Annotated in this window: 22 protein-coding genes; 7 read left to right on the top strand and 15 right to left on the bottom strand. The window is 71.7% G+C overall.

The annotated features are described in order from the left end of the window. Positions 1-31: 31 nt before the first annotated feature. On the top strand, positions 32-457 hold the full coding sequence (locus AH6_RS21180) for an ATP-binding protein (protein WP_083983295.1): 426 nt from the start codon (positions 32-34) through the stop codon (positions 455-457). A 32-nt stretch (positions 458-489) separates the two neighbouring features. On the opposite strand, the gene AH6_RS21175 is transcribed toward AH6_RS21180, so the two are convergent. Next, positions 490-1,722, bottom strand: coding sequence for a CARDB domain-containing protein (locus AH6_RS21175; RefSeq protein ID WP_067482506.1), 1,233 nt, complete (start codon positions 1,720-1,722; stop codon positions 490-492). 316 nt (positions 1,723-2,038) lie between these two features. Here AH6_RS21175 and AH6_RS21170 point away from each other — a divergent pair, with 316 nt between their 5' ends. Then, positions 2,039-2,242: a cold-shock protein gene (locus tag AH6_RS21170; protein WP_067482504.1), complete on the top strand. Its 204-nt coding sequence runs from the start codon at positions 2,039-2,041 to the stop codon at positions 2,240-2,242. Positions 2,243-2,348: 106 nt separating this feature from the next. Beyond that, positions 2,349-2,591: a hypothetical protein gene (locus AH6_RS21165; RefSeq protein ID WP_067482502.1), complete on the top strand. Its 243-nt coding sequence runs from the start codon at positions 2,349-2,351 to the stop codon at positions 2,589-2,591. 6 nt (positions 2,592-2,597) lie between these two features. On the opposite strand, the gene AH6_RS21160 is transcribed toward AH6_RS21165, so the two are convergent. Beyond that, positions 2,598-4,256 (bottom strand): RecQ family ATP-dependent DNA helicase, encoded by a 1,659-nt coding sequence (locus AH6_RS21160; RefSeq protein WP_067482500.1) that lies wholly within the window; start codon positions 4,254-4,256, stop codon positions 2,598-2,600. Positions 4,257-4,384: 128 nt separating this feature from the next. Here AH6_RS21160 and AH6_RS21155 point away from each other — a divergent pair, with 128 nt between their 5' ends. Both AH6_RS21155 and AH6_RS21150 read left to right on the top strand, forming a co-directional pair. Then, on the top strand, positions 4,385-5,383 hold the full coding sequence (locus AH6_RS21155; protein WP_083983293.1) for a sigma-70 family RNA polymerase sigma factor: 999 nt from the start codon (positions 4,385-4,387) through the stop codon (positions 5,381-5,383). Next, a complete protein-coding gene (locus AH6_RS21150; RefSeq protein WP_067482496.1) occupies positions 5,380-6,591 on the top strand; it encodes an MFS transporter in 1,212 nt (403 codons plus the stop codon). The genes AH6_RS21155 and AH6_RS21150 overlap by 4 nt, the downstream gene beginning before the upstream one ends. 8 nt (positions 6,592-6,599) lie before the next feature. Here AH6_RS21150 and AH6_RS21145 read toward each other — a convergent pair whose 3' ends face one another. The 8 genes from AH6_RS21145 to AH6_RS21110 all read right to left on the bottom strand — a co-directional run bounded on the left by AH6_RS21145 (position 6,600) and on the right by AH6_RS21110 (position 14,720). Beyond that, on the bottom strand, positions 6,600-7,088 hold the full coding sequence (locus tag AH6_RS21145; protein WP_067482494.1) for a nucleoside deaminase: 489 nt from the start codon (positions 7,086-7,088) through the stop codon (positions 6,600-6,602). A gap of 112 nt (positions 7,089-7,200) precedes the next feature. After that, positions 7,201-8,247 (bottom strand): S1 family peptidase, encoded by a 1,047-nt coding sequence (locus tag AH6_RS21140; protein ID WP_067482492.1) that lies wholly within the window; start codon positions 8,245-8,247, stop codon positions 7,201-7,203. Positions 8,248-8,443: 196 nt separating this feature from the next. Continuing rightward, positions 8,444-9,448 (bottom strand): LacI family DNA-binding transcriptional regulator, encoded by a 1,005-nt coding sequence (locus AH6_RS21135; protein WP_067482490.1) that lies wholly within the window; start codon positions 9,446-9,448, stop codon positions 8,444-8,446. Between the two features lie 37 nt (positions 9,449-9,485). Beyond that, on the bottom strand, positions 9,486-10,856 hold the full coding sequence (locus AH6_RS21130; RefSeq protein WP_067482488.1) for a GH1 family beta-glucosidase: 1,371 nt from the start codon (positions 10,854-10,856) through the stop codon (positions 9,486-9,488). Continuing rightward, a complete protein-coding gene (locus tag AH6_RS21125; RefSeq protein ID WP_067482486.1) occupies positions 10,853-11,734 on the bottom strand; it encodes a carbohydrate ABC transporter permease in 882 nt (293 codons plus the stop codon). The genes AH6_RS21130 and AH6_RS21125 overlap by 4 nt, the downstream gene beginning before the upstream one ends. Further along, positions 11,731-12,714, bottom strand: a complete 984-nt coding sequence (locus AH6_RS21120; RefSeq protein ID WP_083983292.1) for a carbohydrate ABC transporter permease — start codon at positions 12,712-12,714, stop codon at positions 11,731-11,733. Before AH6_RS21120 ends, AH6_RS21125 begins: the two co-directional genes overlap by 4 nt. Positions 12,715-12,802: 88 nt before the next feature. Continuing rightward, positions 12,803-14,116 (bottom strand): ABC transporter substrate-binding protein, encoded by a 1,314-nt coding sequence (locus tag AH6_RS21115; protein ID WP_067482484.1) that lies wholly within the window; start codon positions 14,114-14,116, stop codon positions 12,803-12,805. Between the two features lie 118 nt (positions 14,117-14,234). Further along, entirely contained in the window at positions 14,235-14,720 is a 486-nt protein-coding gene (locus AH6_RS21110; RefSeq protein WP_067482482.1) for an Lrp/AsnC family transcriptional regulator, read from the bottom strand. Positions 14,721-14,814: 94 nt separating this feature from the next. Here AH6_RS21110 and AH6_RS21105 point away from each other — a divergent pair, with 94 nt between their 5' ends. Both AH6_RS21105 and AH6_RS21100 read left to right on the top strand, forming a co-directional pair. Beyond that, entirely contained in the window at positions 14,815-15,654 is an 840-nt protein-coding gene (locus AH6_RS21105) for an LLM class flavin-dependent oxidoreductase (protein WP_067482480.1), read from the top strand. Next, the gene (locus tag AH6_RS21100; RefSeq protein ID WP_067482478.1) at positions 15,651-16,073 is read left to right on the top strand and encodes a nucleoside deaminase; all 423 of its coding nucleotides are present in this window, start codon (positions 15,651-15,653) and stop codon (positions 16,071-16,073) included. The genes AH6_RS21105 and AH6_RS21100 overlap by 4 nt, the downstream gene beginning before the upstream one ends. Here AH6_RS21100 and AH6_RS21095 read toward each other — a convergent pair. The 5 genes from AH6_RS21095 to AH6_RS21075 are packed head-to-tail and all read right to left on the bottom strand — an operon-like array spanning position 16,070 to position 21,881. Next, positions 16,070-17,131, bottom strand: a complete 1,062-nt coding sequence (locus AH6_RS21095) for a LacI family DNA-binding transcriptional regulator (protein WP_067482640.1) — start codon at positions 17,129-17,131, stop codon at positions 16,070-16,072. The two genes, AH6_RS21100 and AH6_RS21095, sit on opposite strands and share 4 nt — an antisense overlap. 5 nt (positions 17,132-17,136) lie before the next feature. Continuing rightward, a complete protein-coding gene (locus AH6_RS21090) occupies positions 17,137-18,735 on the bottom strand; it encodes a glycoside hydrolase family 13 protein (RefSeq protein WP_067482476.1) in 1,599 nt (532 codons plus the stop codon). 11 nt (positions 18,736-18,746) lie between these two features. Further along, positions 18,747-19,565 carry a carbohydrate ABC transporter permease gene (locus tag AH6_RS21085; RefSeq protein WP_067482474.1) on the bottom strand — a complete coding sequence of 273 codons (819 nt, stop codon included), beginning with the start codon at positions 19,563-19,565 and terminating at the stop codon, positions 18,747-18,749. Next, positions 19,562-20,575, bottom strand: coding sequence for a carbohydrate ABC transporter permease (locus tag AH6_RS21080; RefSeq protein WP_218005894.1), 1,014 nt, complete (start codon positions 20,573-20,575; stop codon positions 19,562-19,564). Before AH6_RS21080 ends, AH6_RS21085 begins: the two co-directional genes overlap by 4 nt. A gap of 4 nt (positions 20,576-20,579) precedes the next feature. After that, on the bottom strand, positions 20,580-21,881 hold the full coding sequence (locus AH6_RS21075; RefSeq protein ID WP_067482469.1) for an ABC transporter substrate-binding protein: 1,302 nt from the start codon (positions 21,879-21,881) through the stop codon (positions 20,580-20,582). Positions 21,882-21,946: the final 65 nt, after the last annotated feature.

The following is a 21,946-nucleotide window of genomic DNA, read 5'->3' as shown; positions in this document are numbered from 1 at the left end:
AATCCAGAAATCTCCCTGAGGGCGGTCGAGGGTGACCACAACGACAGATGACCTGCTCATCCCCATGCTCGGATCGCCGGCCGCCGCCGGGTTGGCGCGGACGTTGGCGAAGCAGCGGTTGCATAAATGGGGCTGTTTTCACAAAGCGGACGATGTGCTTCTGATCGTCGCCGAATTGATCGCCAATGCGGCTCGGGCCACCCCGCGCCAGGAAATCCGCTTCCAGCTCAGCCGGGACGCCCACGGCATCGTCATCGCCGTCTGGGACGCCAGCCCCCAACTCCCACAACCCAAGCCCCTGGTCGAACTCACCCTCGACGACCTCGACCTCTCCGAAGAAGCCCTCGACGACAACGGCGGCCGTGGCCTCCCCATCGTCCAGGCCCTCGCCACCGCCTGCGGCTACACCATCGACCCGGGCGGCGGGAAGTGGGTCTGGGCTCGCCTCTCGCCCTGACTTCGCCCCTGTCTTCGCGCGTGTTGGGCCGCTCAGTTGATCGTGGTGCGCATCCTCGTGGTGTTGTTGTCAGGCACCGGGTCATGGGCGTCGGGGGCGACGGTGCCGGTGATGTCCAGGACGCCGGGAGCGGCGTCGGCTGCGACTCGCGCACGGATGGTGAACGTGTGGACTTCGGCCGCGTCGAGATAGGAGCGTCGGCAGTACACCTTCGGCGGCTTGCCATACGGATTGAAATCGCACTGCCTGTAGGTGTCGGTCACCGTGACGTCCTGCAAGCGCGGGTCAATGGGGATGTCGACGTCCGGCTCGTAGGCCCGGTCAGGGCCGTTGTTGCGCCAGGTCCCCTGGTAGACGACTTCGTCCCCAGGACTGGCGCTGGCGGGACCGGTGAGTTCCAGCGCCGTGTCCGCGTTGGTGAGCGTGATCTGCGTCCGGCTCTCGGCGGTGTTGTTGTTCTTCACGGGGTCGTACAGCCGGTTGGCCAGCCGCAACCGGAAATCGACGGGACCGGCGGTGGCGTCTTTGTGGACGCGCGCAATGAACGCGACGGTTCCGGAATGCCCCGCCGGTAGCGACTGGATGCCTCCGATCGCTTCCAGTTGCGGGGTGCCTTCGAGGTCGACGCTGCCGCTCGCCTGGACGTTGACGGTGACATCCGTGACGTCCTCCGGACCCGCGTTGCGCACGGTCGCCTTGACCGTGACGTATTCGCCGGTCTTGGCCGTGTTCGGCACCGTCACCTTGATGAAGCCTAAGTCGGCCGACGACGGGCTGACGAACAGAATGCCCGAGTCCACGTTGTTGTTCGGCATCGGATCGGCCGTGTGCGACCACGCCGATCCCCAGATCCGCTGCATTCCCTCCGTCGGGGTGGTCGCGTCCGCCACCACTTCGAGGGTGGCCCTTTGGTGGTACTTCGGCTCGATGCGTTCGATCTCGCACCGGGCCCCGGTGAGGACGATGCCCTCTTCCTCGACCTCCTGGCGGGTCGCCGTACAGGTGACCGGTCCCCACTGGGGGTTGGAGACCTGCACGAAGGTCACCCCACGCGGGAACTCCAGTTCGACCTTCACGTTCGTCGCCTCGACCGAGGCGAGGTTGTGCACCCGGATGTCGAACCGGCCTGGTTCGCCCTCGCGGTGCATGTAGGTCGAATCCTCCACCACCATCTGCAGGTCGCCGGGCTCGGCCGCGTCGGCCGCCGGAACGAGCAGTACCGCCATCGACAACCAGGCGCCCAAGATCAGGACGAGAGTCCGCATGTGCCCTCCCCGTGAGGCCCGATGATCATCGACCGGGCGCGTTGATCATATGAACGAACGCCGCGTACGGCGGCAGGCATGGCCAATAAAGGTCATTTCCGGCAGGCGCTGCCGAGGTCCTGGAGTGCCCGGGAATGCCCTGGCCGGGACCGACGTTGTCACAAGTGGCTGAAGTTGAAGTTTGCGAAGGTGAAATGCCCGCAGAGTTTGACGGCGGGCGTTCGCCGGGCCGGGGATCTTCCTCGGGAGGGTGGACGGTCGAAGGCCGGGAACGCGCGACCGCGCGGTCTCGAACTCCCTCTCAAGGAGACAGAGCATGGCTCAGGGCACCGTGAAGTTCTTCAGCGACGACAAGGGCTTCGGCTTCATCACGCCGGACGACGGCTCCGCCGACGTCTTCGTCCACCACTCGGCGATCGACATGCAGGGCTACCGCACCCTCCGCGAGGACCAGCGGGTGGAGTACACCACCCAGCAGGGCCCCAAGGGTCTGCAGGCCGCCGACGTCCGCGCGCTCTAAGAGCCCGCTGAAGATCTGACGTCCTGACCCGAAGGCGGGACCGCGCACGCGGTCCCGCCTTCGGGCTTTTCAGTGATCTCTTTGTTTTTGCGGGTAATGCGGCGGCATGTCCTCCTCCATGCCCCGACGCCGCCGGTCCTTCTGGGAGATCTTCCGCGAGCAGTGGCGGGAGTCCGGAAAGGACCCGGCCGTCCGTGCCTCGTGGTTCATCCCGCTCGTCTTCCTCCTCGCCGGTCTGTTCCTGCGGCCGCTCCTGCCCCCGCCCGCCTATTTCGGCGTCCTGCTCGTGCTCGCCGTCTTGACTGGCGGCATCGCCTACTGGAGGCGGCGGCGCAACCGGACGGAGTGACGGCCCTCAGGACGCCTTGGCCGCGTTCGTCAGGGTCAGCAGGTCCTCGCGTTGCACCGCCTCCAGCGACAACGTCCGGTAGCCGGTGTCCTCGAACAGCACCGTGATCCGGTCCGACTCCACCCGCATCACCGTCCCCGGCCCCCACGACGCGTGTGTCACCTCGGCGTGGATCGGGAACGGGCCGTCGCTCTCTTCCGGTGCAGGCTCGGCGGTCCCCGTCGCGCATGTGTCGCAGTTCCCGCAGGCACCTGCATACGGCTCGCCGAAGTACTCCAGCAGGTAGCGGCGGCGGCAGCCCGTCGTCTCCGCGTAGCCGCGCATCATGTCGATCCGCGAGTCGTCCACCCGGCGGCGGCTCTCGTCCATCCGCACCGCCTCGGCGACGGCCTCGTCCGGCTCCACCCCGGCCGGACGCAGGTCACCTCCGCCGTCCACCTCGACGGCCCCGACGCTCTCCAGCAGATTCACCAGCCCGGTCAGCTTGGACGGGCCCACGTCCAGCTCCTTCTTCAGCTCCCGCGTCTCGATCGGCCCCTCATGCACCCGCTCGGCCACCCGGCGCAACATCTCCTCGTCCGGCTTGCCTGCGGCGAAGAACCGGCGCAACCCCAGGTCCTCCGAGCGGTAGAACAGCACCGCCTCGGCAGGTGCCCCGTCCCGCCCGGCGCGTCCGATCTCCTGGTAGTAGGAGTCAGGCGACTCCGGCGGCGCACTGTGCAGGACGTAGCGCACGTTCGGCTTGTCGATCCCCATCCCGAACGCCGACGTGGCCACCACCACGTCCAGGCCGTCGTCCGAGAACAGCCCGTGCACCCGCTCGCGCTCGGACGCCTTCATCCCCGCGTGGTACGGCTCGGCGCGCACGCCCGCCTCCACCAGCTCGGCGGCGTACTCCTCGGCGTCGCGGCGGGTCGCCACGTACACCAGGCCGAGCCCGTCGCGCTTGGCCGCGTCCTGGACGAGGGCCCGCCGCTTGTCCTTCTCCTCGGTGAAGCGGCGCACCTCCAGCGCGATTTCGGGACGGTCGAACCCCCGGATCACCTGCTGCACGTCCCGCAACCCGAGGGAGGCGACGATGTCCTCGCGCACCGGCGGCGAGGCGGTCGCGGTCAGCGCCAGCACCGGCGGGTGCCCCAGCCGCTCGATCACCTGGCCGAGCCGCAGGTAGTCCGGCCGGAAGTCGTGCCCCCACGACGAGACGCAGTGCGCCTCGTCCACCGCGATCAGCGACGGCCGCGCCGCAGCGAGCCGCTCCACCATCTCCGGCTTGGCGAGCTGCTCCGGCGACAGGAAGACGAACTCGGCATGGCCCGCCCGGATCCGCTCCAGCGAGTCGGCCCCGTCCCGCGCCGACTGCGCCGAGTTCACCACGGCCGTGCCGCCCGCGTTCCGCTCGGCCAGCGACAACGCCTGGTCCCGCTGGAGCGCGATCAGCGGCGAGATCACGATGGTCGGGCCGTCCAGCAGTTGCGCGGGGATCTGGTAGACCGCCGACTTGCCGCCGCCGGTCGGCATCACCACCAGCACGTCCCGCCCGCGCAGCAGCTGCTCCACCGCCTCGCCCTGGCCGGGCCGCAGCTCCCGCCAGTCGAAGACCTCCCGGGCCACCCGCCGGATCCGCCGTCGGCGGCCCAGCCTGCCCCAACCCTCGCGTGCGCCCATCGTCCACCTCCACGGTGCGCGGTTGTTACCCGGCGCGTTCGCGATCACTCCTGGCCGGACGATGTGACCCACGTCACTAGGTACGGCGACGGATTCTCCACGGGCCGCCGGTCTTGATAGGGACCGCTATGGAGGAAGGAGACGCGATGCCGTCCGAGACGGAGTTCGCCGTCCTGACCGAGCCGTTCCGGCCGGAGCTGCTCGCGCACTGCTACCGCATCCTCGGCTCGGTCCACGACGCCGAGGACCTCGTGCAGGACACCTACCTGCGCGCCTGGCGCGCCTTCGACCGCTTCGAGGGCCGCTCGACGGTGCGGCGCTGGCTCTACAAGATCGCCACCATGGCGTGCCTGACGGCGCTGGAGACGCGCTCGCGCCGCCCGCTCCCGTCCGGGCTCGGCGCGCCCTCCGACGACCACCGCGTGGCCGTCGCGGCGGCCGACCTCACCGTGCCCTGGCTCCAGCCGGTGCCCGACGCGCTGCTCGCCACCGGCGACCCGGCGGCCATCGTGGCCGGACGCAACGGCGTGCGGCTCGCTTTCATCGCCGCGCTCCAGCTCCTGCCCACCCGCCAACGCGCCGTGCTGACGCTGCGCGACGTGCTCGCGTTCCGGACGGCCGAGGTCGCCGAGATCCTGGACACCAGCGTCGCCGCCGTCGACAGCGCCCTCCGCCGCGCCCGCACCCGCCTCGCCGAGGCCGGGCCCGTCGCGGACGACCTCGCCGAACCCGACGAACGGGTCCAGCGAACCGTCCTTGACGGCTACATGGACGCCTTCACCCGCGCCGACCCCGACGCGCTCGTGAAGTTGCTCCGCGCCGACGTCGAAGTGGAGATGCCGCCGACGCCGACCTGGTTCACCGGCCGCCAGGCCGTCGCGGGCTTCTTCACCGACCGGGTGCTGCGTCCGGACCGCTGGCGCATGGTGCCCACCCGCGCCAACGGCCAGCCCGCCGCCGTCGCCTACCAGCACGCGGGCGACGGCTGCTACCGCGCGCACGGCATTGAGGTCCTGACGCTGATCGGGGACCGCATCAGCCGCATCACCGCCTTCCACGACGCGAGCCTCGTCCTGACGTTCGGCCTCGCCCCCGCCCTCACCCCACAGCAAGGGAAGCGCATATGAGCACGCTGAGCCGCACCCGCGCGAACCTGGCCCTGGCCGCCCTCTTCCTGGGCATGTTCGTGCTGGGCAGCGCCGAACTCCTCGTCGTCGGCGTGCTGAACCTGATCGCCGCCGACCTGCACGTCTCCATCCCCACGGCGGGCACGCTCGTCACCGCCTACGCGCTCGGCCTCGCCCTCGGCGGCCCGCTGCTCGCCGCGCTGACGATCAGGCTGGACAAGCGGGCCGTCCTCGCGGGCGCGCTCGTCCTGTTCATGGTGAGCAACCTGGTCGCGGTCCTGACCAGCGACTACGGCCCGTTCCTCGCGGCGCGCGTCTGCGCCGGGGCGTCGCAGGGCCTGTTCGTCGCCGCCGCGTTCGTGGCGGGCGTCGCGGTCGTGCCGCCGGAGCGCATGGGCCGGGCGATGGCCGTGATCATCTCCGGCGTCGCGGTGTCGGCCGCGCTGGGCGTGCCGCTGGGCACGCTGGCCGGACAGACGCTCGGCTGGCGCGGCTCGTTCGCCGCGATCGTCGTGCTGGCCGCGTTCGCGCTGGTCGCCACGCTGGCGCTGGTCCCGCCGGTGCCCGGCGCGGGCGGCGGCGCGGGACGCCAGGCCCGGCACGCCTTCGCCCCGCGCGTGCTCGCCCTGCTGCTGCTGAACTTCCTGGTGTTCGCGTCGTCGTACGCGGCGCTGACCTACATCGTGCCGTTCCTGGAAAGCGTCACCGGCATCTCCGGGGCGCTGGTCAGCGTGTTCCTGCTGGCCTACGGCGCGGCGACGGCGGTGGGCTCGCTCGGCGGCGGCCGGTTCGCCGACGCCGACGCGGCGCGCACGCTGGTCGTGGCGACCATCGGCACGGCGGTCTGCCTGCTGGCGCTCCTGCTCGTCGGCGGGATCGCGTTCCTGGTGGCGCTGGTGCTGCTGCTCTGGGGCGTGTTCGCCTTCGGCATGGTGCCGTCGCTCCAGTACCGCGTGGTGAGCCTGGCCGGTCCGGGCGGCGCGCTGGCGTCCTCGCTGCCCGTCTCGGCGGCCAACGTGGGCATCGCGTTCGGCTCGGCGGCGGGCGGCGTGGCGATCGGCGAGTTCGGCGCGTCGGCCGCCGTGGTCACCGGCCTGGTCATCGCCGTGGTCGCCGTTCCGGTCGCCTGGGCCACCGGCTTCCTGAAGCCGCCGATGGCCGAGGTGATTGCGGAACCGGCTGTGGAACGGACGTCCGAACCGGCCTGACCCCGACGTCAGGCGGCCCCGTGCAGGCGGCGGTGCAGGGCGTGCACCCGATCGGCCAGGGCCGCGACCGGCCCGTCCACCGGAACGCCCGGCGCGACGGCGTTGACCGGCAGCGCCGCCACCGGCGACGCGGGCACGCCCAGCTCCGCCAGCCAGCTCCCGAGCTGCTCCGACGACGCCACGTACACGATCCGGCCCAGCCCCACCCACGCGTGCGCCGCCGAGCACATCGGGCAGTGCTCGCCGGAGGTGTAGACGGTCGCGGCGGCCCGCTCGTCCGGCGCCACGTTGGTGGCCGCCCAGCGCGCGATCTCGAACTCGGGGTGCCGGGTCTGGTCGCCGCCCGCCACCCGGTTGCGGTCCTCGAACAACACCCGGCCGTCGGCCGCCACCAGCACCGACCCGAACGGCTCGTCGCCGTCCTCCAGGGCCTCGGTGGCCAGTTCCACGCAGCGCGTCAGGTGCTTCAACTCGATGTCGGTCGGCTCGTAGCTCATGATCCGGACGCTACCCCCTCGACGGGCCAGGGCAGGCCCGCCGAGGCGGACCTGCCCTGAACGTTTCCTGCGGCACGCGGTGGGAGCCGGTACGTGCCGCCGGAACCGTGGATCAGTAGACGCTCACGCCGTAGACGCTCAGCGGCTCGGTGACCGGCTGGAAGAACGTCGTGCCGCCGGTGGTGCAGTTGCCGCTGCCGCCGGAGGTCAGGCCGAGGGCGACCGAGCCGGCGAACAGCGAGCCGCCGCTGTCGCCGCCCTGGGCGCAGACGGTGGTGCGGATCAGGCCGGACACCGTGCCCTGCGGGTAGTTGACGGTCTGGTTCAGCGCCGTGACGCGGCCGCTGCGGACCTGGGTGGTGCTGCCGCTGCGGCGCACCGACTGGTTCACCACGGCGTTGCCCGCCGAGGTGATGTCCTGGGAACCGGGGTAGAGGTAGACGTCGCCGGTCTTGGCGATCGTGGTGTTGGTGTAGCGGACGATGCCGTAGTCGTTGCCCGGGAAGCTGCTGCCCGCCCGGGTGCCGAGGGTGACGCTGCCGTTGGTCCAGGTCGAGCCGATGTTGGTGCAGTGGCCCGCGGTCAGGAAGAACGTCGTGCCCGCGCTGTTGCGCACGTTGAAGCCGAGCGAGCAGCGGGAGCCGCCGGAGTAGATGGCCTGCCCGCCGGCGATCAGCGTGCTGAAGGTGCCCGCGACGTGCTCCAGGCGGACGGACGCGCCCTGCTTGGCGGCCGCCGCGCGCACCTTGGCGAGCTTGGCGCCGGTGACGCTGTCGTCGTAGGAGAGCACGACCTGGTTGGTCGCGGGGTCGGTCGCCCAGGCGGTGCCCGCGACCTTGGCGGTCCTGGACAGCGCCGAGGTCACCTTGGCGAGGGCCGCGCCGCTGCGGGCGACGGTCCGGGGGGTCGCGCCCGCGGCGCGGACCTTCTGGGCGGCGTCGGCGTCGGCGACCGTGACGACGAGCTTGCCGCCGTCCAGGTAGGAACCGGCGCTGCGGGTGCCGAGGCTGTCGGCGAGGGCGGTGGCCAGGCGGCCGGGGTCGGGGGCGGGAGCCGGGGCGGACTGGCTGGGAGCGGACTGTGCGTTGGCGGGGGCTGCGGTCAGCGCGGCGGCCAGGGCGGCCGCGCCGATGACAGTGACGGGGCGGATGGGTCGCATCCTCACTGCTCCTCTGGCGGGGGGCGCGGCGTATCAGGATGAAACGCCGCGTATGCCGTGCATCGTGATGAAACGCCGGAAGAACGGCAAGACAGAGAAGTTGCTCAATTACCCGGCGTCCTCTGGCAACCCTGCGGAACCTGCCTGTCAGGACGGCCTGTCAGGACGCTCGGCGGCACGGACCGAGCGGTGCAGATCACGCCGACTCGCGCACCACCAGATGCGGTTGCAGGATCACCACCGGGTCGGCGGGCGTCTCGCCCCCGATGCGCGACACCAGCAGCCGCGCCATCTCCCGCCCCATCTCCTCCGCCGACTGGTGCACCGTGGTCAGCGGCGGGTCCGACAGCGGGGCCTGCGCCGAGTCGTCGAAGCCGACCACCGCCACGTCCCCCGGCACCGCCCGCCCGTGCCGCCGCAACACGCGCAGCGCGCCCAGCGCCATCGGGTCGTCGGCGGCGAACACCGCGTCCAGCTCCGGCGACCGCGCCAGCAGTTCTTCGGCCGCCGCGATGCCGCTGGCCTCGCTGAAGTCCCCGTAGGCGACCAGCTCCGGCAGCCCTGCCTCGGCCAGCGCGGCGCGGTAGCCGGTGAGCCGGTCGATGCCCACGCCCATGTCCTGCGGCCCGGCGATCGCGGCGATGCGGCGGCGGCCCCGCCCGATCAGGTGCTCGACGGCCAGCCGCGCGCCGCTGCGGTTGTCGACGTCCACGTAGCTGACCGGCGACAGGCCCGGCGGCCGCCCGCCGAGCACGGTCGGCACGCCGCCCGCCTCCAGCCGTCCGGGCAGCGGGTCCTCGGCGTGCAGCGAGGTCAGCAGCACCCCGTCCACGTGCTGCGGCGTCAGGTAGTGCTCCAGCCGGGCGTACTCGGCGGGGGAGCGGGCCAGCGCCAGCAGCAGTTGCAGGCCGGTGTCGCCGAGCGTGGCGCTGATGCCCCGGATGATCCCGGCGAAGTACGGCTCGTCGAACAGCCGCTGGTCGGACTCGGCGACCACCAGCGCCACGGTGTCGGTGCGGTTGGTGACCAGCGCGCGGGCCGCCCGGTTGGGGACGTAGCCCAGCTCGTCGATCGCCTTCAGCACCGCCTCGCGCGCCTGCTCGCTCACCTTGGGGGAGCCGTTGACGACGCGCGAGACGGTGCCCCTGCCCACCCCCGCCTGCGCGGCCACCTCTTCCAGGGTGGGCCTCCTGCCCGCCATCCCCGGCCCCCTTCGGTCGTGTGCGGTCACGGCGCGGCTACAGCGCCCCGCGCCTGATCACCTCTGCGTACCAGCGGGCGCTGTCCTTGGGAACCCGGCGCTGGGTCGCGTAGTCCACGTGGACCAGCCCGAAGCGCTTGGAGTAGCCCCAGGCCCACTCGAAATTATCCAGCAGCGACCACGTGAAGTAGCCGCGCAGCGGGACGCCGTCGGCGATCGCGCCGTGGCAGGCTCGCAGGTGCGCGTCGAGGTAGGCGACGCGGCCCGCGTCGTGGACCGTTCCGTCCCCGTTGAGGTGCTCGTCGTAGCCCGCGCCGTTCTCGGTGACGTACAGCGGGACGGCCGGGTACTCGCGGGCCACCCGCGCCAGCGTCTCGCGCAGGCCGGGCGCGTCGATCTCCCAGCCCATGCCGGTCACCGGCCGCCCGCCCGGGACGAACCGGACGTGCTCGGCGCCCACCCACGGCGAGTGCGCCGAGAACGGCGACGACACCGCCTGCGTCGCCTCGCCCGGCACGCCCGACACGGTGTGCCGCGTGTAGTAGTTGACGCCGAGCTGGTCGAGCGGCTGCGCGATCGTGCCGGCGTCGGCCGGCGCGAAGCCGAACGGCTCCAGGTCGGCCAGCACGTCCTCGGGGTAGCGGCCGAGCAGCAGCGGGTCGAGGAAGAAGCGGTTCTGCAACCCGTCGATGCGGCGCGCCGCGTCCAGGTCGGCCGGGTCGTCGGTCGCGGGCGAGACCGCGTACAGGTTGACGGCCGCGCCGAACCGGTTGCCGGGCTGCTGCGCCCGCATCGCCTGGACGGCCAGGCCGTGCCCGACCATCAGGTGGTGCGCGGCGTCCAGGGAGGCGGCGGCGTCGCGGCGGCCAGGGGCGTGCTCGCCGGACGCGTATCCCAGGAACGCCGCGCACCACGGCTCGTTGACCGTCGTCCAGTGCCGGACGCGGTCGCCGAGCGCCTGGTGCACCAGCGCGGCGTAGTCGGCGAACCGGTGCGCGGTGTCGCGCTCGGGCCAGCCGCCCGCCTTCTCCAGCGCCGACGGCAGGTCCCAGTGGTAGAGCGTCGGCCACGGCTGGACGCCCGCCTCCAGCAGCTCGTCCACCAGCCGCCGGTAGAAGTCGAGCCCGGCGGGGTTGGGCGCGCCCGCGCCGTCGGGCAGGACGCGCGACCAGGAGATCGAGAAGCGGTAGGCGCTCAGGCCCAGCTCCGCCATCAGCGCCACGTCGTCGCGGTAGCGGTGGTAGTGGTCCACCGCGACGTCGCCGGTGTCGCCGTTCAGCACCTTGCCGGGGGTGCGGCAGAAGTCGTCCCAGACCGACGGGCCGCGCCCGTCCTCGGCCGCCGCGCCCTCGATCTGGTAGGCGGCGGTCGCCGCGCCCCAGGTGAAGTCCTCGGGAAAAACGGTCACGCCTTGATCGCCCCTTCCATGATGCCGCCGATGATCTGGCGGCCGAAGACGATGAACACCACGAGCAGCGGCAGGATCGCCACCGTCGTCCCGGCGAACATCAGCGTGTAGTCCTTGAAGTACGCGTTGGCCAGGTTGTTGATCGAGAGCTGGACCGTCGGGTTGTCGGGGTTCAGTACCGCCAGCGGCCACATGAACTCGTTCCAGGTCTGCATGAACGTCAGCAGCCCGAGCACGCCCGCCGCCGGGCGCAGCGCCGGGAGCACGACCCGCCAGTAGATGCCGAAGGTGGTGCAGCCGTCGACGCGGGCGGCCTCGATCAGCTCGTCCGGCACGGCCTGGTCGGCGTACTGCCGCATCATGAACACGCCGAACCCGGTGACCAGGAACGGCACGATCACCGCCTGCAGATGGTTCTGCCAGCCCAGCCTCACCATGATCATGTAGAGCGGGATGATGCCCATCTGCACCGGCACCATCATCGTCGCGATGATCGTCAGCAGCAGCGCGTTGCGGCCGCGGAAGCGCAGCTTGGCGAAGGCGAACCCGGCCAGCGAGGCGAACAGCACCGTCGAGACCGTCACGCAGGACGCCACGATCGCCGAGTTCAGCAGGCCCTTGGCGAAGTAGGCGTCGGGGTTGTCGAACAGCCGGCCCACGTTCGCGCCGAGGTTGCCGCCCGGCAGCACCGGCGGCGGCACGTCGGCGACCACCTCGTTGCTGCGGGTCGCCACCACGACCATCCAGTAGATCGGGAACACCGACAACACCAGGCCGGCCATCAGCGTCAGATAGGTCAGCGGGCTGGCCGCCCACAGGCCGCGCAGCCGGCCGGCGCCGCCGCCGCGCCGCCGCCGGGTCAGGGGCAGGGTCGTCATCGCGCGCCTTCCGCACGCCGCACGAACGCGAAGTTCAGCAGCGAGAACAAGATGATCAGCACGAACAGCGCCCAGGACACTGCGGCGGCGTAGCCGTACCGGTCGTCGCCGAAGGCGTTGTCGAACATGTACATCGTGATCGTCTGGAACTGGTGCATCGAGCCGCCGTCCATGCGGTTGGCGCTGCCGATGCCGAACAGCGCGGGCTCGGTGAACAGCTGGAGCCCGCCGATGGTGGAGATGATGACCGCGAACAGGATCGTCGGCCGCAGCAGCGGCACCGTGATCTGCCAGAACTGGCGCAGCCGGGACGCGCCGTCGATCGCCGCCGCCTCGTACAGGTCGCGGGGGATCGCCTGCATCGCCGCCAGGAAGATCAGCGCGTTGTAGCCGGTCCAGCGCCAGTTCACCATCGTGGCGATGGCCGCCCACGACCAGCCGCGGCTCGCCTGCCAGTCGATCGCGTCGATCCCGAACAGGCCGATCAGCCAGTTGGCCAGGCCGAAGTCGCGGTCGAACAGCTGGGTGAACACGATCGCCACGGCCGCCGTCGAGGTGACCATCGGCGCGACCACGCCGATCCGGAAGAAGGTGCTGCCCTTCATCTTGCGGTCCAGCGCCGCCGCCAGCAGCAGCGCCAGCATGAGCTGCGGGACCGTCGACAGCACGAAGATGCCCACGGTGTTGACGGTGGCGTGCCAGAAGTCGGCGTCGCCGAGCAGGTAGGAGAAGTTCTCCAGCCCGATGAACTCGCGGGTCCCCGACGCCAGCTCCCACTTGTGCAGCGACACCCAGAGCGTGTAGCCGAGCGGGAACGCGCCGAAGGCCAGGAAGACCACGAAGAACGGCGAGACGAACAGGTAGGGGGCGGCCCGGACGTCCAGCCGGGCCAGCCGGGACCGCCAGCCGCGGCGCGCGGGCGGGGGGTCGGCCGCGGCCGTGGAGCGGCCGGGGCGGGCGGGGCGCAGGTCGAGGCTCAACGCGCCCTCCTTTCGGGACTTTCGGGACGGGCGGGCGGCGCCGGGAGCGCGGGGATCGGCTCCCCGGCGCCGCCTCCGGTCCGGCGGATCAGCGGGCGGCCTTCTTGGCTTCCTCGACCGCGCGGGCCCACGCGTCCTCGGGCTTGACCCGGCCCTGGCCGACCGAGATCAGCACGTTCTCCACGACCTGCCGCACGTCCTCGTTCTTCGGGCCGAGGTGCACCGGCTTCACCTGCGCGGCCATCTGGCCGAAGATCTTGCCGGTGGGCGCGTCGTCGAAGTAGGGGTCGGTGCTGCCCGACACCGCGGCGTCCTGCGCGGCCTGCGGCGAGGACGGGAAGGTGTTCTTGTCCTTGAACGCGGCGATCTGGCCCTGCGGGTTGGACAGGAACTTGGCCAGCTCCGCGGCCTCCTTGGCGTGCTTGGTCTGCTTGGGCACCGCCAGCCACGAGCCGCCCCAGTAACCCGCGCCGCCCGGGACGGCGGCCACGTCCCACTTGCCCTTGCCCGAGTCGCCGGCGAACTCCTTGATGCCGCCGAGCATCCACGACGGGCACGGCAGCGTGGCGAAGGTGTCGCGCTTCAGGCCGGTCTGCCACGGCGGCGTGAAGACCTGCGTGCCCGCCGTCATCTTGTTCTGCTCGAACTTCAGGACGGTGTCGAAGGCGGCCTTCACCGCGGGGTTGCTGTCGAAGACGAGCTTGTTGTCCTTGTCGAAGTAGCTGTAGCCGGGGCCGGAGCCCGCGTTCTGGAGCACGGTGGTGCGCAGCGCGGCCGCCGGGCCGTCCAGCCACTTGGTGCCGGGCACCTTGCCCTGGAACTTCTTGCCGGTCTCCAGGAAGCCGTCCCAGGTCGGCCAGAGCTTGGAGACCTCGTCGCGCTCGGTCGGCAGCCCGGCCTTCTTGAACAGGTCCTTGCGGTAGCACATGGCCAGCGGGCCGATGTCGGTGCCGAGCCCGACCAGCTGCTTGCCGTCGGGGGTGACGCCCATCTGCCACTTCCACGGCAGGAAGTTGCCCTGCAGCTCCTTGCCGCCGTGGTCGAACAGGTTCACGAACTTGCCCGGCTGCTGCATGTAGAGGGGCAGGATGCCCTCCTCCAGCGCCACCACGTCGCCCGCGCCGCTGCCGGTCGCGATCCACTGCTGGACGCGCGGCTTGTAGTCGTCCAGCGTGGAGACCTTGCGCTGCTTGATCTTCACGTTGGGGTGCGCGGCCTCGTACTGCTTGTAGAGCTGGTCGTAGCCGAACTCGCCGAACACGTCGACGGTGAGCTCGACGGGGCCGCCCGACCCGGCGCCGCCGTCGTCGTCCCCGCCGCAGGCCGCCAACGTGCCACCGGCCAGCAGCCCGGCCAGCACCGCGGCGACGGCACGGCTGCTCTTCCACTGGAAGGCCCTCATGTGGACCCACCTCTCTCAGGTCGTGTGCGGATCGTGGGAGCGCTCCCACGAAGGAAAGACCGTGCCGAGCGCCACTGTCAATCCTTCGCAACACAACCGTTACCGGGCGGTCCCGGCGTCAGCCGCCGCCGGTCTGCCCGCCGACCCGCCCGCCGACCGGTCCGGCGGGCAGGCCGCGGTAGGGGAGCGGCTCGCTGTAGACCAGGTTGGTGGTGGTGCTGCCCAGCTCCAGCAGCTCGTCCACCATCGTCTCCAGATGGCCGAGCGAGGTCGCGGCGATCTTGAGCAGGTAGCAGTCCTCACCGGTGGTCCGCAGGCATTCGAGGATCTCGGCGCGCTCGCGCAGCAGCGCGTGGAGCGGAGCGTGCCGGTTGCCCGGGTACTTCAGCCGGACGACCGCCGTCACCGGCAGCCCGGCCTTGGCCAGGTCGACCCGCGCGTGGTAGCCGGTGATGACGCCCGCCGACTCCAGTCGCCGCACCCGCTCGGTGGCGGCGGAGGCGCTGAGGCTGACCCGCTTGCCCAGCTCGGTGAGGGAGAGGCGGCCGTCGCGCTGCAACTCGGTGAGGATCGCCCAGTCGGTCGCGTCGAGATTCTCGGTCATCGGGTCAAAGTAGCGGCGAAACCCCGGTGGAAGGCCGCATACGCCGTGGATGGTCTCTTCAACGAGGCCGTGCCGCCTGGATAGCCTCGGCGGCATGAATCTAGGGGTCAACGTCCCGAACTTCGGAGCCGGCACCGATCCGGACCGGCTGCGCGCCTGGGCGCAGACCGTGGAAGGGCTGGGCTTCGACCTGCTGATGCTCTCCGACCACGTCGTGGTCACGCCCGACGTCGCCGCGCAGTACCCCGCGCCCTTCTACGAGCCGTTCACCGCCCTGGCGTGGCTGGCGGGCCTCACCCGCCGGGTGCGGCTGGGCACGACGGTGCTGATCGCCGGGCACCGGCATCCGCTGCTGGTCGCCCGCATGGCCGCCAACCTCGACCGGCTCAGCGGCGGGCGGCTGGTCCTCGGCGTCGGCGCGGGCTGGGCGCGGCAGGAGTTCGCGGCCCTCGGCGCCCCCTTCGAGCGCCGGGGCGCGCTCACCGGCGAACTCCTGCGGACCCTCCGTTCGGCCTGGGCCGACACCGGCGACTACCAGGCCGGGCAGATCCCCCTCTGGGTGGGCGGCCACAGCGACGCGGCGCTCCGCCGCGCCGTGCGCTACGGCGACGCCTGGCATCCGCTCCGCTTCACCATGCCCTGGTTCGAGGAGACGCTGGACCGGCTCAAGACGATCGCCGAGGCCGAGGACCGCCCCGTTCCCGCCCTCGCCCCCCGCGTCCTCCTGCGCCTCACCGACGAGCCGCCCGCCGAACGCCGCGCGGGCGAGGGAACGCTCGACCAGGTGCTGTCCGACCTGGAACACCTGCGCCGACTGGGGGCGGAGGACGTCCTGCTCGACCCGTTCGTGGGCGACCCGGACGAGACCCTCCGCCCCGAGACCGCCTGGCACGCCCTGGCCGCCGTGGCCGCCCACCGAAAGGAACTCGCATGACCCCCGACGACGAACGCCTGCTGCGCCGGGCCATCGCCCTGGCGAACCAGGCGCGGGCCGACGGCCACGCCCCCTACGGCTCGCTGCTGGCGGGCCCCGACGGCGCCGTCCTCGTCGAGGCGCACAACACCGTGCGCGCCGACCGGGACATCAGCGCCCATCCCGAACTGAAGCTGGCCCGCTGGGCGGCCCGCGAACTCGACCCGGACACCGCCGCCGCCACCACGATGTTCACCAGTTGCCAGCCCTGCCAGATGTGCGCGGGAGCGATCGCCCGCTCGGGCCTCGGCCGCGTCGTCTACGCCCTGTCGGCCGACCAGCACGACGAACTCCATCCCGGAGGCGGCTTCCCTGGCGTGCCGCAGGAGGGACCCGCCCTCTACGAGGAGGCGCGGGTCCCGGTCGACGGCTACTACTAGGAACCGGCGGGCGCGGTCTGCGCTGGGACCGACGCCGCCGCCTGGTCCGCCGTCGGGGCGGCGGCGGTGGAGCTGCGTACCACCAGTTCAGGGCGGTATAGCAGCTCTGCCCGGTGCGCGCGCGTCCCGCTGATCTCCTGGAGCAGGGTGTCCACGGCGGCGAGCGACATCGCGCGCACCGACTGCCGGATCGTGGTCAGCGGCGGGTCGAGGTAGGCCGTCAGCGGCGAGTCGTCGAAGCCGACCACCGACACCTCCTGCGGCACCCGCAACCCGCGCTGCCGCGCCGCCCGGATCGCGCCCAGCGCCATCATGTCGTTGCCGCAGCAGATCGCCGTGCAGCCCTGGTCGAGCAGGCGCTGCGCGGCGGCCTGGCCGCCCTCGACGGTGTACATCGTGTTGACGATCAGGTCGTCCACCTCGGCCGCGCCCGCGTGCCGGGCCATGCCGCGCCGGAAGCCCTCGGTCTTGCGGCGGGTCGGGACGTACTGCTCCTGCCCGATCGCGAGGCCGATGCGGCGGTGGCCCATCGCGGCCAGGTGCCCGACGGCCGCCTCCAGCGAGGCGGCGTCGTCGTTGGAGACATGCGGCGCGTCGATGTCGTCGCGGAAGCCGTTGACCAGCACGATCGGCAGGCCCTGGTCGAGCAGCCGCACGTAGCGGGCGCGGTCGGAGCGGGCGTTGGCGTGCAGGCCGTTGACGAAGATGATGCCCGCGACGCCGCGCTCCAGCAACATCTCGATGTAGTCGTCCTCGGCCACCCCGCCGGGCGCCTGCGAGCACAACACGGCCATGTAGCCGTGCCGGGCGAGCGCGCTCTCGACCGCCTCGGCGAACGCCGGGAAGATCGGGTTGGACAGCTCGGGGACGATCAGGCCGATCAGCCCGGCGCGCTGCTGCCGCAACCGGGCCGGGCGCTCGTAGCCCAGCACGTCCAGCGCGGTCAGCACCGCCTGCCGGGTGCCGGAGGACACGCCCTGCTTGCCGTTGAGCACGCGGCTCACGGTGGCCTCGCTGACCCCGGCGTGGGCCGCGATGTCGGACAGGCGCGTCGTCATGGCCATCAAAGTACCTCCCACCACACCGCGGTGTCAGAGGGCAGTTCCAGGCAGTCGCCGTCGCGCTGGACCGGTCCGCTCGCCAGCACCTCGGAGCCGTAGGCGGCGACGCGCACCGACTTCTCGCCCATGTTGACCGCGCACGCCAGCGTGCGGCCGCCCTGCTCGCGCGCGAACATGAGCGTGCCGGGCGGGCCGACGAGCCAGCGCAGCGGGCCGTCGCCGAGCGCCGGGTGCTCGCGCCGGACGCGCAGCGCCTCGCGGTACAGGTGCAGCGTGGAGCCGGGGTCGCGCTCCTGCGCGGCGACGCTGAGGGCGCGCCACGCCGGGGGCAGCGGCAACCAGCTCTGCCCGGTGCCGAAGCCGAACGGCGGCTCGTCGCCCGCCCAGGGCAGCGGCACGCGGCAGCCGTCGCGCCCGGCGTCGGCGCCCCGGCCGCGCTGCGGGTCCTGGAGGAACTCCTCGGGCAGGTCCAGCACCTCGGGCAGGCCCAGCTCCTCGCCCTGGTAGACGTAGGCCGACCCGGGCAGCGCCAGCGTCAGCAGCGCCGCCGCGCGGGCGCGCCGCAGGCCGGGCTCGCCGCCGCCGTAGCGGGTGACGTGCCGCTTGACGTCGTGGTTGGACAACACCCAGGTGGCGGGCGCGGCGACGGCCTGCGCGGTGCGCAGCGACTCGTCGATCACCTGGCGCATCTCCGAGGCGTCCCAGGGGGCCGACAGGTAGTGGAAGTTGAACGCCTGGTGCAGCTCGTCGGGCCGGGTGTAGCGGGCCAGCCGCTCGGGCGTGGGCGCCCACGCCTCGGCGACGCCGACGCGCTCGCCGTCGTAGGAGTCCAGCAGCGCGCGCCACTCGCGGTGGATCTCGTGCACGCCGTCCTGGTCGAAGTAGGGCAGCACGGCGGTGCCGAGCATCTCGACCTGGTTCGCGTGGCCGACGTCGGGCAGGCCGGGGGCCTTGACCATGCCGTGCGCGACGTCGATGCGGAAGCCGTCCACGCCGAGGTCGAGCCAGAAGCGCAGGATGTCGGCGAACTCGGCGTGCACCTCGGGGTTGTCCCAGTCGAGGTCGGGCTGCTCGGGCGCGAACAGGTGCAGGTACCACTGGCCGTCAGGAACGCGGGTCCAGGCGGGGCCGCCGAAGACCGACTCCCAATCGTTGGGCGGCTGCGCGCCGTCCGGGCCGCGCCCGTCGCGAAAGACGTAACGGGCGCGCTCGGGGGAGCCGGGCGCGGCGGCGAGCGCCGCCTGGAACCAGGGGTGCCGGTCGGAGGTGTGGTTGGGCACCACGTCCACGATGACGCGCAGGCCGTGCGCGTGCGCGTCGGCGACCAGGCCGCGCGCGTCGTCCAGGGTCCCGAACAGCGGGTCCACATCGCGGTAGTCGGCCACGTCGTAGCCGAAGTCGGCCATCGGCGACACGTAGAACGGGGTGATCCACAACGCGTCCACGCCCAGCTCGGCGAGGTAGGGCAGCCGCGACCGCACGCCCGGCAGGTCGCCCACCCCGTCGCCGCTCGCGTCGGCGAAGCTGCGGACGTAGACCTGGTAGATCACCGCGTCCCGCCACCAGCGGGTGGCGGCGGGCGCGAGGGTGTGCTGCGTCATGGGCATCCTTGTCATTTCACTCCGCCGGCGGTGAGGCCGGCGACGATGCGGCGCTGGAAGACCAGCACCACGATGATGAGCGGAACGGTGACGATCACCCCGGCGGCCATCTGGGTGCCGAAAGGTTGGTCGAAACCGGAGACGCCGGTGAACTTGGAGATCGCGACGGTGGCGGTCTGCATCTCCTTGCGGTTCACCATCGACAGCGCGATGAGGAACTCGTTCCAGGCGGCGATGAAGGTCAGGATCGCGGTGGTGAACACCCCCGGCGCGGCCAGCGGCACGATGACCTTGCGGAACGCCTGGCCGCGCGTGCAGCCGTCCACCATCGCGGCCTGCTCCAGCTCGAACGGCAGCTGCCGGAAGAACGCGGTCAGCAACCACACCGACAGCGGCAGCGCGAAGCCCAGGCTCGGCACGACCATCGCCTGGTAGGTGTTGATCCAGCCGATGCCGGTGAACAGCTTCAGCAGCGGCACCAGCTGGGAGATCCCCGGGAACATGGTGGTGCCGATGACCAGGCCCAGCACCAGGTTCTTGAAGCGGAAGGTGAGCCGGGCCAGCGCGTAGGCGGTGAACACGCCGATCACCAGCGTCAGCGCGGTGGTGATCCCGGCGACGACCACGCTGTTCAGCAGCGCGCGGCCGAAGCCGTTGTCGCCGCTGAACACGGCGGTGAAGTTCTCGACGGAGAACGGCGCGGGCACCGGGGCGTTGGAGAACTGGTCCTGCGGGCGGCGGAACGCCGACACCACCATCCAGTAGAACGGGGCCAGGCAGTAGACGGCGACGGCCGCGACTCCGGCGTAGGTGAGGACGCGTCGGTTCATGGCGTGGCCTTCTTCCGCCGCTCGGTCTTCCGCTGCCGGGTCGCCGCGCGGGCGTCGCCGATGATGTCGGCGCCCAGGATCTTCACGAACAGGTAGGCGATCAGCGCGATGTAGCCGAACAGGATCGTGGCGTAGGCCGCCGCCGACCCGTAGCGCAGGTTCGACGCCTCGAACCAGGCGATCATCGTCAGCGTCTCCACCGACCGCTGGTTGACGCCGATCAGCACCGCGGGCAGGTCGAACATGCGCAGCACGTCCATCATGCGGAACAGCACCGCCACCAACAAGGCGGGCTTGACCAGCGGCAACGTGATCCACCAGAAGCGCTGGAGCGCGCTCGCCCCGTCCACCCGGGCCGCCTCGTTCACCTCGCGCGGGATCATCTGGAGCCCGGCCAGCACCAGCAGCCCGATGAACGGCGAGGTCTTCCACACCTCGGCGATGACGACGGCGAACTTGGCGGGCCAGCCGTCGGCGGTCCACAGGACCTGCTGGCGGATCACCGCGTTGGCCGCGCCGTCCGCCTGGAAGATCCACCGCCACAACAACCCGGAGATCGCGGTGGGGATCGCCCACGGCACCAGGATGCTGGCGCGCACCAGCGCCCGGCCCCGGAACGCCTGGTGCATGATCAGCGCCATGCCGACGCCGATCAGGGTCTCCAGCACGACCGTGGTGAGGGTGAAGAACGTCGTGTTGCCGAAGGCGTTCCAGAACGCCGACGCCCGGTCGCCCGAGAAGATCGCGGTGTAGTTGCCGAGCCCGGCGAACCGGTCGCCCTCCACCACGAACCCGTCGGCGTCCAGGCCCTCGCCGCGCACGTACAGGGACTCGCGCAGCCCGGCGAGCACGGGGTAGCCGACGACCAGGGCGAGCACCAGCAGCGTCGGCGACAGCAGCAGCGCCGCCATGCGCCGCCCGCCCGCGTCGCCCCTGCGCCTGCTCTCGCGGGGGCCGCCCGCCGCGGCCGGGGCCGGGGCGGGCGACTTCTTGCTGAAAGTTGCGGTCATGACGTCACTGGGTGGTCAGCGGGCCGAGCTTGCCCTGGAGGTCGGCGAGGGCCTGGTCCACCGGCGTCCTGCCCTGGACGGCGTCGTACATCGACCCCTGGATCGCGGCGGTCACGTCGCCGTACTTCACGACGACGGGGCGGGGCTTGGCCGACCCGATCGCCTGCTTGAGGACCGGCAGGTAGGGGAACTTCTTCACCATCTCCGGGTCGTCGTACAGCGCGGCGTTCGTCGGGGCCTGCGAGGTGGCCAGCAGGTTGGCCTTCTGCGACTCGGCCCCGGTCAGGTACTTGATGAAGTCGAGCGCGCTGGCCTTGTTCTTGGCGAAGGCGGAGACGGCGAGGTTGTGGCCGCCGAGGTTGGACGCGCCCGGACCGTTCGGCCCCGGCAGCGGCGCGACGGCGAACTTGCCCGCCACCTTGGAGGAGCCGTCGTCCTTCTCGGCGAGCCCGTACTGGTAGGGCCACTGCCGCTGGAACAGCAGCTTGCCGGACTGGAAATGGCGGCGGCCGCCCTCGGTGTCGAGGGTGACGGCGGCCTTGGGCATCCGGCCGTCCTTCTGCGCCCCGGCCAGGAACTCCACGCCCTTCCTGGCCTCGGGCGTGTTCACCGTCGGCCTGCCGTCGGCGCCGATGATGGTGCCGCCGGCCGACTCGATGGCCTCGACCGCGCTGATGGTGAGGCTCTCGGTCTTGTTGACCTCGGTGAAGAAGCAGTCCACGCCCTTGCCCTCGGGCAGCTTGCCCACCTTGTCGCAGGCGGCCCACATCTCGGCGTAGGTCTTGGGCGGGGCGGCGACCCCGGCCTTGTCCAGCAGGTCCTTGCGGTAGTAGAGCATCCCGGCGTCGGAGGTGGAGGGCACCGCGTACAACTTGTCGCGGTACTGGCCGGTGGCGACGGTGGCCGGGAGCATCGCGTCCAGGCCGACCTGGTCCTTGGGCAGCGGGACGAGCCAGCGGTTGGCGGCGAACTCGGCCGTCCACACCACGTCGAGGTTCAGCACCGCGTAGGCGTCCGACTTGGTGGTGGCGTTCTGGATCATCTGCTGGCGCTGGTCGTTGGGCTCGTCGGGCAGCTCGATGACGCGGACCTGCTCGTTGGCGTGGCCCGCGTTCCAGCCGTCCACCTGCTTCTGCAGGTAACCCGAGCGGTCCTTGCCGGTGACGAACGTGATGGGCCCGCGGCCCTCCAGCGCGCCCGCCTGCGCGCCGCTCTTGGCCGTGCCGCCGTCGCCGCCACCGCAGGCGGTGAGCGAGAGGGCGACGACGGTGCCGGTCAGCGCGCCGATCAAGGGGATGCGCCGCATCGGTCCTCCTTCGCGGAACGGCCCGGGGGCGCCCCGCATGTCCGGTGGTGGGGTGGTTGGGCGGT

The organism is Actinomadura hibisca NBRC 15177, from assembly GCF_001552635.1.
GTDB lineage: Bacteria > Actinomycetota > Actinomycetes > Streptosporangiales > Streptosporangiaceae > Spirillospora > Spirillospora hibisca.
This window is presented reverse-complemented; position numbering and strand designations above follow the sequence as displayed.

Bases quoted from the DNA above. Each gene is read 5' to 3' on its own strand.
- AH6_RS21175 (WP_067482506.1), bottom strand. From the start codon at position 1,722: ATGCGGACTCTCGTCCTGATCTTGGGCGCCTGGTTGTCGATGGCGGTA.
- AH6_RS21170 (WP_067482504.1), top strand. From the start codon at position 2,039: ATGGCTCAGGGCACCGTGAAGTTCTTCAGCGACGACAAGGGCTTCGGC.
- AH6_RS21165 (WP_067482502.1), top strand. From the start codon at position 2,349: ATGTCCTCCTCCATGCCCCGACGCCGCCGGTCCTTCTGGGAGATCTTC.
- AH6_RS21160 (WP_067482500.1), bottom strand. From the start codon at position 4,256: ATGGGCGCACGCGAGGGTTGGGGCAGGCTGGGCCGCCGACGGCGGATC.
- AH6_RS21155 (WP_083983293.1), top strand. From the start codon at position 4,385: ATGGAGGAAGGAGACGCGATGCCGTCCGAGACGGAGTTCGCCGTCCTG.
- AH6_RS21150 (WP_067482496.1), top strand. From the start codon at position 5,380: ATGAGCACGCTGAGCCGCACCCGCGCGAACCTGGCCCTGGCCGCCCTC.
- AH6_RS21145 (WP_067482494.1), bottom strand. From the start codon at position 7,088: ATGAGCTACGAGCCGACCGACATCGAGTTGAAGCACCTGACGCGCTGC.
- AH6_RS21140 (WP_067482492.1), bottom strand. From the start codon at position 8,247: ATGCGACCCATCCGCCCCGTCACTGTCATCGGCGCGGCCGCCCTGGCC.
- AH6_RS21135 (WP_067482490.1), bottom strand. From the start codon at position 9,448: ATGGCGGGCAGGAGGCCCACCCTGGAAGAGGTGGCCGCGCAGGCGGGG.
- AH6_RS21125 (WP_067482486.1), bottom strand. From the start codon at position 11,734: ATGACGACCCTGCCCCTGACCCGGCGGCGGCGCGGCGGCGGCGCCGGC.
- AH6_RS21115 (WP_067482484.1), bottom strand. From the start codon at position 14,116: ATGAGGGCCTTCCAGTGGAAGAGCAGCCGTGCCGTCGCCGCGGTGCTG.
- AH6_RS21110 (WP_067482482.1), bottom strand. From the start codon at position 14,720: ATGACCGAGAATCTCGACGCGACCGACTGGGCGATCCTCACCGAGTTG.
- AH6_RS21105 (WP_067482480.1), top strand. From the start codon at position 14,815: ATGAATCTAGGGGTCAACGTCCCGAACTTCGGAGCCGGCACCGATCCG.
- AH6_RS21100 (WP_067482478.1), top strand. From the start codon at position 15,651: ATGACCCCCGACGACGAACGCCTGCTGCGCCGGGCCATCGCCCTGGCG.
- AH6_RS21095 (WP_067482640.1), bottom strand. From the start codon at position 17,131: ATGACGACGCGCCTGTCCGACATCGCGGCCCACGCCGGGGTCAGCGAG.
- AH6_RS21090 (WP_067482476.1), bottom strand. From the start codon at position 18,735: ATGACGCAGCACACCCTCGCGCCCGCCGCCACCCGCTGGTGGCGGGAC.
- AH6_RS21085 (WP_067482474.1), bottom strand. From the start codon at position 19,565: ATGAACCGACGCGTCCTCACCTACGCCGGAGTCGCGGCCGTCGCCGTC.
- AH6_RS21080 (WP_218005894.1), bottom strand. From the start codon at position 20,575: ATGACCGCAACTTTCAGCAAGAAGTCGCCCGCCCCGGCCCCGGCCGCG.
- AH6_RS21075 (WP_067482469.1), bottom strand. From the start codon at position 21,881: ATGCGGCGCATCCCCTTGATCGGCGCGCTGACCGGCACCGTCGTCGCC.